This is a genomic window from bacterium (assembly GCA_040755795.1).
Lineage (GTDB): Bacteria > UBA9089 > CG2-30-40-21 > CG2-30-40-21 > SBAY01 > JBFLXS01.
Window position 1 is genome coordinate 1 of sequence record JBFLXS010000056.1, and the last position, 15642, is coordinate 15642.

General features: G+C 37.6%; 13 protein-coding genes. 12 read left to right on the plus strand and 1 reads right to left on the minus strand.

The window, feature by feature from the left end; translation table 11 throughout:
• Window positions 1–525: 525 nt before the first annotated feature.
• From AB1414_05905 to AB1414_05950, 10 genes are all read left to right on the plus strand, one after another.
• Window positions 526–2916: a kelch repeat-containing protein gene (locus AB1414_05905; protein MEW6606975.1), complete on the plus strand. Its 2391-nt coding sequence runs from the start codon at window positions 526–528 to the stop codon at window positions 2914–2916.
• A 1282-nt stretch (window positions 2917–4198) separates the two neighbouring features.
• A complete protein-coding gene (locus AB1414_05910; GenBank protein ID MEW6606976.1) occupies window positions 4199–4363 on the plus strand; it encodes a hypothetical protein in 165 nt (54 codons plus the stop codon).
• 259 nt (window positions 4364–4622) lie between these two features.
• Entirely contained in the window at window positions 4623–4757 is a 135-nt protein-coding gene (locus AB1414_05915; protein ID MEW6606977.1) for a hypothetical protein, read from the plus strand.
• A gap of 173 nt (window positions 4758–4930) precedes the next feature.
• Complete coding sequence (locus AB1414_05920) at window positions 4931–5422, plus strand: hypothetical protein (protein MEW6606978.1); 492 nt, start codon at window positions 4931–4933, stop codon at window positions 5420–5422.
• A gap of 381 nt (window positions 5423–5803) precedes the next feature.
• Window positions 5804–6703 (plus strand): PorV/PorQ family protein, encoded by a 900-nt coding sequence (locus tag AB1414_05925; protein ID MEW6606979.1) that lies wholly within the window; start codon window positions 5804–5806, stop codon window positions 6701–6703.
• Between the two features lie 17 nt (window positions 6704–6720).
• The gene (gene radA / locus AB1414_05930) at window positions 6721–8079 is read left to right on the plus strand and encodes a DNA repair protein RadA (GenBank protein ID MEW6606980.1); all 1359 of its coding nucleotides are present in this window, start codon (window positions 6721–6723) and stop codon (window positions 8077–8079) included.
• Between the two features lie 161 nt (window positions 8080–8240).
• Window positions 8241–8723 (plus strand): CarD family transcriptional regulator, encoded by a 483-nt coding sequence (locus tag AB1414_05935; protein MEW6606981.1) that lies wholly within the window; start codon window positions 8241–8243, stop codon window positions 8721–8723.
• A gap of 134 nt (window positions 8724–8857) precedes the next feature.
• Window positions 8858–9856 carry a TRAM domain-containing protein gene (locus AB1414_05940; GenBank protein MEW6606982.1) on the plus strand — a complete coding sequence of 333 codons (999 nt, stop codon included), beginning with the start codon at window positions 8858–8860 and terminating at the stop codon, window positions 9854–9856.
• Window positions 9857–10128: 272 nt separating this feature from the next.
• Window positions 10129–10287 (plus strand): hypothetical protein, encoded by a 159-nt coding sequence (locus AB1414_05945; protein ID MEW6606983.1) that lies wholly within the window; start codon window positions 10129–10131, stop codon window positions 10285–10287.
• Between the two features lie 6 nt (window positions 10288–10293).
• A complete protein-coding gene (locus AB1414_05950) occupies window positions 10294–10557 on the plus strand; it encodes a hypothetical protein (GenBank protein MEW6606984.1) in 264 nt (87 codons plus the stop codon).
• Here the strand turns inward: AB1414_05950 and rlmB are convergent.
• The gene (rlmB, locus tag AB1414_05955; protein MEW6606985.1) at window positions 10549–11265 is read right to left on the minus strand and encodes a 23S rRNA (guanosine(2251)-2'-O)-methyltransferase RlmB; all 717 of its coding nucleotides are present in this window, start codon (window positions 11263–11265) and stop codon (window positions 10549–10551) included. The genes AB1414_05950 and rlmB overlap by 9 nt on opposite strands.
• Before the next feature lie 771 nt (window positions 11266–12036).
• Here rlmB and AB1414_05960 point away from each other — a divergent pair.
• Together AB1414_05960 and AB1414_05965 are read left to right on the plus strand one after the other, a co-directional pair.
• The gene (locus AB1414_05960; protein MEW6606986.1) at window positions 12037–13671 is read left to right on the plus strand and encodes a UDP binding domain-containing protein; all 1635 of its coding nucleotides are present in this window, start codon (window positions 12037–12039) and stop codon (window positions 13669–13671) included.
• Window positions 13672–15279 carry a flagellar assembly protein A gene (locus tag AB1414_05965; protein ID MEW6606987.1) on the plus strand — a complete coding sequence of 536 codons (1608 nt, stop codon included), beginning with the start codon at window positions 13672–13674 and terminating at the stop codon, window positions 15277–15279.
• Window positions 15280–15642 lie beyond the last annotated feature (363 nt).

Here is a 15642-nt window from a genome sequence, read left to right on the forward strand (position 1 = left end):
AATCCATGTAAATTTAAGTGTAACCTCTCAAGTGCTTTATTTTAATAGAGTTATACATACATTAAAACTTCTTCCTCATCAAAGGGACTATACTTTTTCTTGTCAACAGCCTCTTGAATGTAGAAAGCAGTTCCTTTTACATTCAACATTCACGGTCTGACCCCAAAATAGTCCCAACACATTCGTATTTTATCGGAAGTTTTTCTATTTTTCTTTAAAACCTATTTCACAGGTCGAAATTTTTTTGTTGATAAAGGATAAAATTTGTAGTAAAATATCTTCACAATAGGCACACCCCGTATAGAAATGTCTATAAGTAGTGGGATGATGAAAAAGGGGGAGTGAAACAATCAATAGTAGGTATTTCTAACGGGGCACAAATGGGTATAATACCCAAAACACTAAGGAGGTTGTTGAAGATGTCTACCCGACAAAAGATAAGCATAGTATTTATAGCACTGCTATTTATTCTTTCAGGAAGCCTCTAGGCCGACCAGTGGCAGGAACTGAATCCGACTGTCAAACATGTATATATTCTTTGGGGTGGATGGCGAATATAATGTTTTAAGCGATATATGGAGCTACGACCCTTCTGCTAATACCTGGCAACAAGAGCCTTCTGGGGGTACTACTACTCCACCTGTCAGATTTTTACACACCTCTATGTGTATTCCAGACGGCCGTATTTTGACTTTTGGAGGATATGGGAGCGACTTCAACCTGACCGAGCCATCTTTGTGGAGCTATACGCCAGGCTCTGGCACCTGGGAACAAAAGGCCGCCTCGAGTTTCGGAGCACGGGGTGGTGCAAGTGCGGCGGTCTTTGCCGGAAAAATGTATGTTTTTGGCGGAACTACCAAGGAGGGATATAGCAACGATATGCTAGTATATGACCCCGGCCAAAACTCCTGGGAGAAGCTGACCATCTCGGGCAGTATCCCTGAGGCGAGGACAGCTTGTGCCGGAGCATACAGCGGAGATTTATTTTGGATATATGGAGGGGTATACGAAGTTCGCAGTGGTGATCTCAAAGATACATGGGAATTTAACGCAGCCAACAATACCTGGACACAGCGGACAGATATGCCTGTTGCCTTAAGCGGCGCTAAGGCTGTGGCATTTCAATCCCAAGGTCGCGATACATTAACAGTAACAGTACTGATGTTTGGCGGTACGAGCGGCGGAGTCCCTGTTGACAAGACTTACGGATACATACCCAGAGGAGACATACCCATAGATAGTATCAAGATAGTCAACCAGACGAATAACGAAGTGGGAACTTTGACAATGAGGGCAGGGGAAACATTACCGCTGTTTGCTCTGGGCTATTGCGGCACGACAACAGTTGGCTATCTTGCGGTAACCTGGAGTATAGAAGGTGACCTAATTGGGACTTTATCACCAACTACGGGCACAAATACACTTTTTACAGCGATAACGATTGGTTCAGGCACGATTAAAGCAGTGATAACTGGAGGGACGATAACAGATATGACCGGGACGATTACAGTTACAGGAGGAACAGTAACCTCAATTACCATTTCACCAGCGACTAAGACCTTAACCGCAGATGAATTCGCGACCTACACTGCTACGGCTCAAGATGCACAAAATAATTTATGGGATGTAAGCGAAGAGACGACATGGATAACCACTGACCCGAAAGGAACATTTACGGTTAATGTCTATAATCCTGGTCAGGCTGGAAACTGGATGATTACTGGTAAGTATAATGGCCTTGAAGGCACAGCGGCGGTAACAGTTATCCCTGGAGCTTTAAACTATGTCAGGATAGAAGATTCTGGAGGGAATGAAATTATCAATTATTCAATGCCAACAGATGGCTCATTAACCCTTTACTGTCGAGGTTATGATGCGGATAATAATTTGATTGGTGATGTCAGTGGGAGTTGGACAGTAACACCAGGTAATCTGGGTGATGTTGCCCCACAAGCAGGCACAAAGACAACCTTTGACGCCAGGAAAGTCGGGACAGGAACAATCAAGGTTGATGATGGTGCAGGTCATTCTGATACAACCGATGTGATTACCGTTGGCGTTGGTGCACTTAATTATGTGCGGATAGAAGACCAGGGAGGGAATCCGATTGGGACGCAATCAATGACTACGGATGAGACGCTTGACCTTTATTGCCGGGGTTATGATGGGGATGATAACCTTATTGGCGATGTAACGGGCACCTGGACTGTGAATGGTGATATTGGTACTGTATCCCCAGCAGTAGGGACTAAGACAACCTTTGACGCCAGGAAAGTCGGGACAGGAACAATCAAGGTTGATAATGGTGCAGGTCATTCTGATACAACCGATGTGATTACCGTTAGCGCTGCACTTAATTATGTGCGGATAGAAGACCAGGCAGGAAATCCGATTGGGACGCAATCAATGACTACGGATGAAACGCTTGACCTTTATTATCGGGGTTATGATGGGGATAATAATTCGATAGGGTATCTCAGTGGAACATGGACAGTGACAAATAATATTGGCAATGTCATACCGCAAGTAGGAACAAGGACAATCTTTTATGCGACAAATGTAGGAATTGGAACTATCAGGGTTGAAGGAGCAGGAACTGTTGCTGAAACAGGTCTGATTACAGTTAATCTTGGTTTTGAAACTACCCTTGAAAAGGCATTTGTCTATCCTAACCCGTATTATGCCAGTGGCAAAGGCCATACCTATATCTATTTCGATAAACTAACCAGCGATTCTATCATCCAGATTTTCACTATTGCGGGTGAATTAGTGCGTGAAATACCAGTAACAAAATCACGGCAAGACTGGGATGTCCGCAATTCTGATGGCGAAAAAGTTGCCTCTGGCGTCTACATCTACCTCATCAAAGACCCGGCGGGAAATAAGAAGGTTGGTAAATTAGGTATCCTGCGGTAATCTGGGGTTATGTTCGTAGTAACCCGCATTTAGCAGGAGATGGTGGATTAGGCACAAACAACCACATAAATACGGTCACTATAAACTTTTCGTAACACTTTAGCCATCTGAAAGTGTAAATAAGGGAAAATGGAAAAACTGGGAAAAAGGGAAACGAAATACAAGAGGCCTTTGATATATTAGGTCTTCCACCCCCAACCCAATGGCTACTAAAGGAGAAAGGATAACTATGGCTATACTATGCCTTTGGCAAAACTTAAGAAACCAGATATGGAATCTTTATCTCTTTAAAGCCCTACAATGGAATGTTTTGATGGTATTTAACAAAAAAATCTGCAAAGGAAAAAAGAGACTATCTTTTTGTGATGTGTTTTTGATATAATAGAAGGAATAGTAGGGGTCACATCTTGGACCCCAAAATAGTTTCAAAGCTATTTTTGAGTCTAACTTTTGATCTTTTTGGTGATCGGACCAAAATTTTTGTTGACATAGGGTAAAACTTGTGGTAAAATGTTTCCATAATGAGCAAAAGTGAAGGTAACATCCAAAATGCCCAAAAAGCATCTATGTAAAGAAAAGTCAAGAAAAAAATATCCTCCTACCCCTAAAAAAATCGTTTTTTGACTTTTAGGGCATCCTGGTCGTGGTATGTAGGGATTCTTTCAACCTTGAAATTCGCTATAATAGGTGTCTCATTTATCACTTTAGTTAATATATTCCTAATCTCCTCTCCTGAGAGGTCAACATCAGACCTTTTGGTATTATACATATCCTGTATGTGGCATTGAGAGGCGCTCAGGTTGCTCCTCAGCAGTGCCCTATCCTCCTCTCAAGGGAGAAGATGAGGATACATATCCTGGTGTGGTAAAAGCGATAAACCTCATAGATACTTTTTTGAAAATTCTCAAAATCGCAAGCGATATTTAGAAAGGAATTAGGGTCAGACCTTGACAGGCTGTTGACATATCTTTTCAGCGGTATAACGGGGGTGAATATTACACAACCTCTTGAGAATTAAGGACTTGGAGTGAATGCAATGCTGGTGCAAATTTTTATTTATAATCAATGTTTTGATAGATGAATGTGTGAATAAATCCATGTAAATTTAAGTGTAACCTCTCAAGTGCTTTATTTTAATAGAGTTATACATACATTAAAACTTCTTCCTCATCAAAGGGACTATACTTTTTCTTGTCAACAGCCTCTTGAATGTAGAAAGTAGTTCCTTTTACATTCAACATTCACGGTCTGACCCCAAAATAGTCCTAAGAAAGCGATAAAGATGCGATTAAGGATGGAAGCAGGTATAGGTCATCTAAAAGATTATCATCTGTTGCGTAGAGCACTTTATCGGAATAAAGAGATGATAAGGATTCAACAATTGATGTCAGTAAGTTCAGCAAATATTGAAAAACTTGTTCGGACAAAGAGTGATATGGAATTATAAGGTTCATTATTTCAAGTAAAGGCTATCGTTTTTCTCAATATAGGTGTGTTTTAAATGCTATAATTTTACCTCAGAGAGGAGAAAGATTTAAGATTTTAAAGATATTATTCATAAAACCCAGTTTTTAAGTTGTCGGACTTCTTATGTTAAAAATTAAAGTCAAAACCGATAAGAAAAAAAGGTAGATTTTATGTCAACAGCTTGTCGAATTGAGAAAATAGTTGACGAAGTCAAAGGTGTATGATATTATAAAAGTATTATGGCAAGACCAGGGAGAGTACAATATGAGGATGCAGTTTATCATGTTATGTCAAGGGAAGTTGCTCAAGGGAGGATATTTCTCATTGATGAGGATTGTCATCGATTTTTAGATTGTCTTGAGAAAACTTTTTAAAAAGAAAGTAGAAAATATTCTTAATTTTCTTTTCGAGGTCTGACCCCATATCCTTCTTATAGTAGTATGTAGCGAAGGTCGATCTATCCTTGCATGAAGTAAATTAAGTAAAAATTCAGAAGGCAGGAATAGGAAAAGCTACTATAATTTTTAACAAAAGGAGGTGATAAAAGATGAAAAAGGCGATATTAACAACACTGTTAGCAATAAGCTTTATGCTCACTATGACTGCAACTGCGATAAGTCATCGGGTGATCACTGCGTGGTTATGTGATTCTGATAATTATGTGTACGAATTAGGAGTAGAGATGCCAAGTCCGGGTGCAACCCTCCCTCATTTCGATCTCGCTGGTTATCGCTTTATAGGAACACCAACAGTAAATGTTGAACCGTACCCTGTTGATGGCGCTGCATTGTTAGACTACTGGAACTTTCTTCAAATAGGGTTGGAATGCCAATGTTTGTGGCTTCTAAACAACGAGCAGTTCATATTTACTGTCTACAATGTACGGGCAGTTCTCAGCTACGATTACGAGGACAACCAATGGAAAGGGACACTACATTGGCGCAATCCGGACAAGAATACGCAGGGAATAGCAACAAAGGCATGGTTACAATTTACACCACCACCACCACCAGGACCGCCTCTCACTCCTCGTGAGTGATTAAAGGAGGGGAGCAGAGGGGGTCAGGGGAGCAGAGGGGGTCAGACCTCGAATTGAGAAAATAGTTGACGGAAAGGAATTAGGGTCAGACCTTGAATGTAGAAAGTAGTTCCTTTTACATTCAACATTCACGGTCTGACCCCAAAATAGTCCTCAGAAGAATAGCACGCTGATGACGCTGATAATGCGGATATTCGCGGATATAAGATAGAAGACAGAAAAAAGAGAAAAAAATCAGCGAAAATCCGTCAAATCCGCGTCATCCGTGTTCTATTCTTACGGCTATTTTTATGAGAATCAACTTCTTTTCGGACATCTCACTTTCTACTTAAAAAAACTGTGAGGTAAAAAAAGAACTGTAAATTTTGGAGGTGTAAAAAAATGAAGAGATATGTAATATTATTAGTAATGGGATTAGTAATATCCTTTACTTATGTTCAGGCTAAGACAAATGAAAAAGCTGGGATGTGCGCTGCTCAGTTTTTAAAAATAGGTGCTGGGGCAAGACCGTCTGGTATGGGTGAGGCATTTTGTGCTGTATCCGATGATATTAATGCTGTTTACTGGAATCCAGCCGGCCTATACCAGATTAATCAAAAACAAGCAACCTTTATGCACAATGAATGGCTGTATGATATTAAATATGAGTTTTTAGCCTATTGTCAGCCGACAGACAGAGGGGTGAGTGCAGTTAGTCTGACTTATCTACGAATGGGTGATTTAGAAGGAAAAGATATGAATGATAACCCAATTGGGGATTTTTCTGCTTACGATTGTGCCTTGAATATCGCCTATTCATTAGCGGCAAATAAAAATACTTATTTGGGAATTACGGGAAAAGTTATCCAGCAAAAGATAGAAAATGAAAAGGCAAAGGCTCTTGCCATAGATATTGGTATTTTGCATTTAGAATCAGCAAAAGAGGGATTTAAAACCGCGGCTGTGGTGCAAAACTTAGGCTCAAAATTAAAATTCGTTCAACAGCCTGAAAATCTACCACTTACTTATAAAATGGGTATTTCTTATAAAAGGAATAAATTACTTTTAGCCACTGATATAACTAAACCAGAAGATAATAACACCAGAATAAATATTGGTGTAGAATATCTTTTTAATCCTACTTTAACCCTCCGGGCAGGCTACAATTCACAAAACGACCTGGATTCAGGTTGGACGGTTGGAGCCGGATTTAACTTAAAATCCTCACAATTTGACTATGCCTTTGTGCCTTACGGTGAATTAGATAATACACATAGATTTTCAGTGATTATAAAGTTTTAATATGTTGGTATCATAAGATGATTAATCAATCAACTACTAAATTTTATTGTCAGGAATGTGGCTATGAATCATTAAAATGGCTGGGGAAATGTCCTGGATGTGAAAAATGGAATACATTCGTAGAAGAAATTAAACTTCCTGCCTCAAAATATCCTTCTTTAGCCCCTTGCGAACCAAAATCTATTTCTGACATTGAAATATCAGAAGAAGAAAGATTATTAACTAAAATTAACGAATTTGACCGAGTTTTAGGTGGTGGAATAGTACCAGGAGCATTAATTTTAATTGGTGGTGACCCGGGAATTGGGAAATCAACATTACTCCTTCAATCGGCAAATGCGTTGAGTACCGAATATGGATTGTTATTGTATGTTTCTGGTGAAGAATCATTACAACAAATTAAATTAAGGGCAAATAGAATAAATGCTGATTCTAAAAATTTACATATTCTTACAGAATGTAACCTTGAATACATCATCAACAAGATAGAAGAGATAAAACCCAAGATAGTAATTATTGATTCTATTCAGACAATTTATAAATCAGAATTAGGGTCTTCACCTGGCAATATTGGTCAGGTACGCGAATGCACCACTTCATTAATGTATTTAGCCAAACAAAAACAAATTGCTATCTTTATCATTGGTCATGTAACCAAAGAAGGGGCAATTGCTGGACCAAGGGTATTAGAACATATAGTTGATACCGTGCTTTATTTTGAAGGGGCACAGTATAATACTTATCGAATTTTAAGGGCAGTAAAAAATCGTTTCGGGTCAACAAATGAGATTGGTGTATTTGAAATGCAAGAAAAAGGATTGGTTGAGGTAAATAGTCCCTCATCAGCATTTTTGTCTCAAAGACCAATAGGCGTTTCTGGTTCTGTAGTTACAGCCAGCATAGAAGGAACAAGACCTATTCTGGTTGAATTGCAATCTCTGGTCAGCCCGACTAACTTTGGTCTGGCAAAAAGGGAAACTCTGGGCGTAGATTACAATCGCACCGCACTCCTGTTAGCGGTTTTAGAAAAACGCATGGGATTACATCTTGGAATATACGATGTTTTTGTCAATGTGACAGGTGGAATGAAAATTGTAGAACCCGGCGCAGATTTAGGCATTGCCTGTGCTGTGGTCTCAAGCCTTAAAGATAAACCCATTGATTCCAAAATCGCCATTGTTGGCGAGGTAGGATTAGCCGGTGAGGTTAGAGGAATAAGTTATATTGAAAAAAGGATAGAAGAGGTAAGTAAACTGGGATTTGAACGCTTTATTTTACCAGAATATAACTTAGCAGGACTAAAATCTTATTCAATTGACTTAATAGGGGTCAAAAATCTAAAAGAGGCTTTAGAAAATGTCAAACTGAATCAATAAGCAGTGAACAGAAACTTACTGACCACTATTCACTGCTCACTATTTACCCTCTTCTCTATCTCTATCATTAATAAGCAGTTATGAAATAAGTAAAAAAAGTTTATTTTTTTCTTTTGACTTTTGAGATTAATTATGCTATAATAATTGCAAGGAAGGAAAAAATGATGTTTAATGTAGGTGATAGAATAGTATATCCTCTACATGGAGCAGGAATCGTAGAGTCAATTGAGCACCATGAGGTACTGGGAAAAAATCAAAGTTATTATGTTCTAAGATTATTAATGGATAAAATAAGAGTAATGGTGCCAACTTCATCAGTAGAAAAGGTGAAATTAAGAGGAATTATCTCTGGAGGTGAGGTATCAAAAGTAATAGAAATTTTAAGAAAAAAAGATGATGAAATAAATTATATTTCTGATTGGAAGGCACGATATGCAAATAATTTAGAAAAGATGAAAAGTGGTTGCATTTATAAAATAGCTGAAGTAGTAAAAAATCTTTCTTCACGCCATAAAAAACATGGATTATCATCTATAGAAAAAAGGCTTTTTGATAATGCTTTATCAATGATTGTTAGTGAAGTATCTTTTGCTAAGGATATTGATATTAAAGAATCAATTGCTATGATTGAGGAAATATTATAAATAATAATAAAATTTTGTAATTATCTTACAAAAATCTTTTTAAACAGAATTTTTAGGGGCGTAGGGGAAAAAATTATTTCTTCTACGCCTTTTTTTCATCAGGGTTTCACGAAATCTAAAGGAGGTAAAAAAATATAATGAGAAGGATTTTGTTTGTTCTTCTTTCCGTAGTAGTCGGATTCCTTATTGGTTATTTGAATAATCAATATTTAATGGGAATCTTAGTCGGATTAGGCTTCGGACTTACTATTATTGGAATAGAGGTATGTTTAGTTCGAGTTCAAGGAGTAAAGGTTGTTTTTGCTGGATTAGGGTTAATGTTGGGATTAATCATTGCCAATTTATTAGCCTTATCCTGTGTATATCTCCCTGAAATTCAAAGATTCTCGATGTATCTGTATTTGGCTCTATGTTTAATTTTTGGATATCTGGGAATGATAATTGCGGTAAAGAAAGAAGAGGATATATTAAAGGCATTTACCTTTACCAGGATTCAATCTGAAGCAAAAGAAAAAGAAAAAGTCTCTAATGCGGAACTAAAAATATTAGATACGAGTGTCATTATTGACGGAAGAATTGCTGATATATGCGAAACGGGTTTCATAGAAGGAATTTTAGTTATACCCCGCTTTGTTCTAAAGGAGTTACAAAAGATTGCCGATTCTTCTGATTCACTAAAAAGAAATCGCGGCAGAAGAGGATTGGATGTGCTCAATAAGATACAAAAAATGGTTAATATTCCAGTTAAGATAGACGAAACTGATTTCAATGACATTAGAGAAGTAGATAGTAAATTAGTGCGATTAGGAAAGTTATGCGGTGGAAAGGTATTTACTAATGACTTTAATCTAAATAAAGTTGCTGAATTAGAAGGGGTTCGAGTATTAAATATAAATGAATTAGCCGAATCATTGAAACCTGTAGTTCTTCCTGGCGAAGAGATGAATGTTCATATTATTAAAGAGGGTAAAGAATTTAGTCAAGGTGTGGGTTATTTAGATGACGGAACAATGGTTGTTGTCGATAATGGCCAGGATTTTATAGGACAAAAGGTAAGAGTAATCGTCAGTTCTGTCTTACAAACGACTGCGGGCAGAATGATATTTGCTAAATTAGAAGAGGGACGTATGTAAAAAATAGTTGACAGGGGTGACCGAGGATTACAGAGAAGCAAAATTCTTTGTAACTGTTCACCGCACAGACACAGTGCGGTAAATTACCACCTGAATGGTTACGAATATTTTTAAAAAATTCTCGGTCAGCCTCTTGACAAAAAGAAAGTAATTTTATATAATATAACAAATTTGTAAGCGTTCAGGTGGTGTAACAAAAGGAGATGTGGAGATTAAGGAGATAGGGAGATATTATTAAAAAAATTGAAATTAATAGAAACTAATAGAAATTTATGGAAATTTGTTGTTTTCCACAATCAATTTCTACCTATTTCTATAAATTTCAATCTATTTCTATTATCTTATCTCCATATCACTCTTATCTCCTTATCCCCTTTCGGACACTTTTGATATATAGCCTGAACGGTTACACAAATTTAAGAAGGGAGTGATGAAAAATGTGGGTAGAAAAAGCACAGGTGTCAGTTATTCTTTTTACGCAATTTCAACGAATAGAAGCATATATGTATACTTATAAGGATGCCAGGATATTGGATGAGTTAAACGCGGGAGCGAAAGATTATATCGCCCTTACAAATGTCAAAGTATTTTCTATTGAGGGGAAAAAACCAATGTATGAAGTAGATTTTATGGCAATTAACAAAAAACATATTATAAATTTAATGCCTCAAGGCGAATTTAGCGAAAAAGAGTTATTTTAACTTCCGTTGTTTAACGATTTCGTAGCAAAAGATAGCACAACTAAGAGACACATTGAATGAAAGTTTAGCCCCTTCCATTGGAATACGCACCTTTATATCGAGATGTTTTTGTATTCCAGGACGGATTCCTTTTCCCTCAGAGCCTAAAACAAACCCTAAGGGAAACAGTAAGGGGATTTTGGTTATATCACAAGCATCATCACTGACCTGGGCGCCAATAATCCAATATCCGCATTCCTTTGCCAGAACTATTGCTTTGGGAAGATTAGATACTAATGAGATTAATATATAATTTTCGCCTCCAGAGGCTACATGTAGAACCGTTTCATTGACTTCACACGCCTCAAATTGAGGAATAATAATCGCAAATCTCCCAAAACAAGCGGCGGTGCGGATAATCGCACCTAAGTTCTGCGGGTCATATATCCTGTCTAAAAATATAAGTGTCAATTGGTTAGCGGTTGAATAACTCAACAAATCCTCAAAAGAAGTATAAGCATACTTATCTACTCTGGCAATTATACCTTGAGTATTTGTCTGGGGTTTAATTTTAATCAATTCATCTGAAGATAAACGCTCTAAAGAAATATTATTTGCTATTATTAATTTCTCGATATGTGGTTCATTAAAATTATCTTGCAAAAATACCTTTTTTATACTTTCAGGCTTTGTTTTTAGTCTTTCTAAAACAGAATTTTTACCATACAAAAGCATTAAATTCTCCTGAAAATAGGAAGTAGAGAGTAGAAAGTAGAGAGTAGAAAGTAAAGAAAACACCACTCCTCACGCTTATCTCCCTATCTCCCACCTTCTATCTCCTATCTACTATTTTCATCTTCATTTGTGAACTAACGGTTCATGACCGTTTCCCCTGAAAATAGCGAATTAGTGAATTAGAGATTAGCGAATTAGTATAGTATCCACAGACTCGTATCCTCTGGTGTAGAACAGATATTCCCCCTTAATAAAGGGGGTTAGGGGGTTGTCCTTCTCCCATTTTCATTGCCCTTTGTGAGCCTTGGCTCATGTCCGTTTCTCCTGAAAAATAATGTTAAAATAGCACACGGATAACGCGGATTTAACGGATTTTCGCTGATTTTTTTCTCTTTTTTTCTGTCTTCTATCTTATATCCGCGAATATCCGCATCATCAGCGTCATCAGCGTGCTATTATTTTTCATCGTCATTTGTGTCCATCCCTGTGGGCATGAGCGTTTCTCCTCGTCCTCGAGGTATATTTTATCCTATATTTAGAGAATTGTCAAGAAATTAAATTCCAGTTCTGAAGAGTAGACTTTCAGTGTCTGACTCCTGATATCTCAGGATTGAATACTTACACAATAGGGCTTCACGAAATTATAAAATAAGTAATCGGTTAAATGGTAACTGGTAACTGGTGAATGGTAACTGGTAATTGGTGAATGGTAATTAGTTACCAATTACCAGTTACCAATTACCAAAACAAAGGAGGTTAAATATTATGGAGTATTCAGTAAGCCCAAATGGGGAAAAGTTTTTGCTTCCAACACAGGATGATTATCTGGCTGAATATAAACGGTTAGATGAAATTGTAGGTAAAAAACGAGCGGAAGGCTATGAAATTGTTGTTGTTGTTGGAATTGGTTTTGTTGGTGCGGTTATGGCGGCAATCATTGCTGATAGTGTCGATAAAAAAACAAAAAAACCACAAAAATTTGTTATTGGCATGCAAAGACCTTCACCTCGCTCATACTGGAAAATCCCTTATCTTAACCGAGGCATTTCACCCGTCAAAGCAGAAGACCCGGAAGTAGAACCAATGATTTTGCGATGTGTTCGGGATAAAGAAACATTAATTGCTACCTTTACTGGCTATGCGTTTAGTTTAGCTGATGTAATCGTGGTCGATGTCCAATGTGACTATATGAAAGAATCTCTGGGTGATATTTCAACTGGAAATACAGATATGGCCGCATTAGAAAAGTCGCTAAGAGTAATTGGCGAAAAAATGCCAGCTGATGCCCTGGTTTTGATAGAAACAACCGTGGCTCCAGGCACAACTGAGTTTGTTGCGTATCCAATATTAAAAGAGGAATTCAAAAAGCGGAATATTGAAACAGAACCTTTATTGGCTCATTCATTTGAGCGGGTGATGCCAGGTCGTAATTACATTAGCTCAATCCGTGATTTCTGGCGAGTTTGTAGCAGTGTAAATCAAGAAAGCAAAAGGCGGGTAGTTAAATTTTTAAATGAGGTGCTAAATACCGATGAATATCCTTTAACTGTTCTGGATAGACCACTCGAATCAGAAACAACAAAAATCATTGAAAATAGTTACCGGGCAACTATCTTAGCCTTTTTGGATGAATGGAGCTTATTTGCCGAACGAAATGGTGTTGACCTGACCAAGGTTATTGAGGCAATCAAAATCCGCCCTACACATAATAATATCGTCTTTCCAGGACCTGGTATTGGTGGTTATTGTTTGCCAAAAGATGGGGCTTTAGGTGTTTGGGCATATAAAAATATCCTTAATTTTAAAGATGATATTTTCAAGATAACACCATTATCTATTAATATTAATGATACAAGGGCATTACATGTGGCAGAATTGATGGAAATGGCATTGGAAAAAATGGGCAAAAAGATTAGTAACTCAAAAATCCTTCTATTGGGTGCGGCATATCGTGAAGATGTAGGCGATACACGATATAGTGGTTCAGAGGTTATTGTCCGAAAACTCACAGAGATGGGTGCTAAAATCTCGGTTCATGACCCTTATCTCCAACATTGGTGGGAATTTGAAAAACAAGATACTTATCCTGCTCCAGGTCATTCATTAGCTCGATTTTTCAAATATCAGGATAATCTTCAAAACCTCAAAATCCAGGATGACTTAGACTCAAGTCTTAAAGATGTTGACGGCGTTATATTCGCCGTTAAACATAAACACTACCTTGATATTAATCCTGAAAATTTAGTAAAGTTGGTGGGTAAATCCGTAGCAATCGTTGATTGTTTTGGCATTTTATCCGATGTAAAAATCAAGCAGTACTTGAAATTAGGTTGTGCCGTAAAAGGTCTGGGAAGAGGACATATTGAACGACTTGAAAAGGAAACTGCAAATTTAGGTTAAATGGAAGAACAAATTGCTACTCACCTGGCCTGGGAGATAGAAGCATTAGGTGATGATGCTATCCCGGGACAATTATTAGCCGTAAAAAAACCACCTGCCCTCGGTAAACCAGGATTAACGGTTACCGGCGAAAAATTATTACCTCAGCTGGGAGAGGATATTCCTGTTATTTTAGGAATGAATGTTTATGCCTCTGAAGATGGGTTGCGGATTTACTCCGCCTCTTTTGGAAAAATCAGGTGGCAGGGAAACCGTGTAGATGTCCAAAGAGTGATTCAAATAACTAAAGATGTAGAGGAGAATATTGACTTTGATGGCGAGGTGAAAGTTTCAGGCAGTGTGCAGGGGAAATTTAAAATACACGCTACCGCCGATGTTACTATCGCAGGCTCAGTAGCAGATGCTGAAATAGATTCAGGTGGAACCGTAGAAATAAAACAAGAACTTAGAAATGCAACTATAATTGCACAAGAGAATATTAAATCTTGCTCGGCTAAAGAATCATCATTAGAGGCAAAAGGCTATATTTTAATAGAAGGGGCATTACTTGGGTGTAAAGTAAATGGAGAAAGGGTAATTTGTTCCGGGAGAAAAGGAATAATTGCCGGCGGCGTTGTTTGTGCCAAAAAAGAAATAAACGCTATGACCATTGGCAGTGAACGCACCTCTATACAAACCGAAGTAAAGATACAGCAAGGCGGAAATATCTCAATCCACGGAATACTTTATCCCAAAGTAAAAATGATATTGGGAAGAAGAACAATGATTCCCAAACGGAAATTGAAACGCCTGACGATTAAAGCAGAACTATCCGGAATGACAACCACTGAATATCAAGAACCTAAAATCGAGTTTACCCCCTCTGCCTCTCAACAAGATACTCATAAACAAAAGGTTAAACATCCTCAATTCTCACCATCAGTAATCGTGCAGGCGGCATCTTTAGAAGAAGGAAAAAGAAAAGGTGCTGAATTATTAGGTTTGCCGGCTGAAGGGTTAGATGGAGAAATAATTTCTAATGAATATTCTAACCGACCTATATTGCGAATATTTCCTCAAGGTGCCTCTGAACATTGGAAAAAAGAATGGAATGAGATAAATGATATAGATGGTCCTCCAGTAGATGGGTGTTTTAAATTCGAAAACCGCGAAGATGGTTTATATCTCCACATTACTTCTTCAAGTGGCTCAGGGAAAAAGGTGAGCCCGGAAAATATTATCCTTGCCGCACAACAACAAGGTTTTATTGGAATTGATTCTTCTAAAATAATAGCTGCCTGTAAGACAAATGTTCCTACAACCGTTAAAATTGGTATTATGCAACTTACTCAAGAAATAGGTGGAAAAGTTAAAATTGATATATCAGAAGATAAACTTAAGGCTTATTTTACGATAATTCCTCCCCAAAAGGGTAATTTAATGCTTGGTCCAGAAGATGTCCTCTCTGCCTTAAAACGAAAAGGTGTTATGGTTGGAATTAAAGAAGATGTTATTGTTGCCGCTTTTAAAGATAAACAATTTGAAAAACCTATCCTTGTTGCAGAGGCTATTTTACCACCTATGTCTCAAAAGGCTCAAATTACATATCGAATTGGGTCAGCTAAATAAAAAGCTGTAACTGTTCAGGTGGTAATTTACCGCAGAGACGCAGAGAAACAGAGAGGAAAATATCTTTTTTTCGTGTTTTTTCGCGTTTTTCGGTGTTTAAAAAGGCTTAAAAACAGTTAGTCAAAAGGTAACTATTCACCACGAAGAGCACGAAGGACACGAAATGGAATTTAATGTCTTGTAATTTTCGGTAGTGTCTGACAATAACTACAATTTTTTGTAACCGTTCAGGTGGTAATTCACCGCAGAGACGCAGAGGAACAGAGAAGACATGGAAATAAATCAGATAACAGAAAAGATTATTGATGCAATCATTGTCCTACATAGGACATCAAAACCAAATTTGTTAATCAATCATGATAT

What these genes read in the sequence shown, in the direction of transcription:
- AB1414_05960 (MEW6606986.1), top strand. Translation starts at nt 12,037, where the DNA reads ATGGAGTATTCAGTAAGCCCAAATGGGGAAAAGTTTTTGCTTCCAACA.
- AB1414_05945 (MEW6606983.1), top strand. Translation starts at nt 10,129, where the DNA reads ATGGAAATTTGTTGTTTTCCACAATCAATTTCTACCTATTTCTATAAA.
- AB1414_05905 (MEW6606975.1), top strand. Translation starts at nt 526, where the DNA reads ATGTATATATTCTTTGGGGTGGATGGCGAATATAATGTTTTAAGCGAT.
- radA (MEW6606980.1), top strand. Translation starts at nt 6,721, where the DNA reads ATGATTAATCAATCAACTACTAAATTTTATTGTCAGGAATGTGGCTAT.
- AB1414_05915 (MEW6606977.1), top strand. Translation starts at nt 4,623, where the DNA reads ATGGCAAGACCAGGGAGAGTACAATATGAGGATGCAGTTTATCATGTT.
- AB1414_05950 (MEW6606984.1), top strand. Translation starts at nt 10,294, where the DNA reads ATGTGGGTAGAAAAAGCACAGGTGTCAGTTATTCTTTTTACGCAATTT.
- AB1414_05910 (MEW6606976.1), top strand. Translation starts at nt 4,199, where the DNA reads ATGCGATTAAGGATGGAAGCAGGTATAGGTCATCTAAAAGATTATCAT.
- AB1414_05925 (MEW6606979.1), top strand. Translation starts at nt 5,804, where the DNA reads ATGAAGAGATATGTAATATTATTAGTAATGGGATTAGTAATATCCTTT.
- AB1414_05965 (MEW6606987.1), top strand. Translation starts at nt 13,672, where the DNA reads ATGGAAGAACAAATTGCTACTCACCTGGCCTGGGAGATAGAAGCATTA.
- AB1414_05920 (MEW6606978.1), top strand. Translation starts at nt 4,931, where the DNA reads ATGAAAAAGGCGATATTAACAACACTGTTAGCAATAAGCTTTATGCTC.
- AB1414_05935 (MEW6606981.1), top strand. Translation starts at nt 8,241, where the DNA reads ATGATGTTTAATGTAGGTGATAGAATAGTATATCCTCTACATGGAGCA.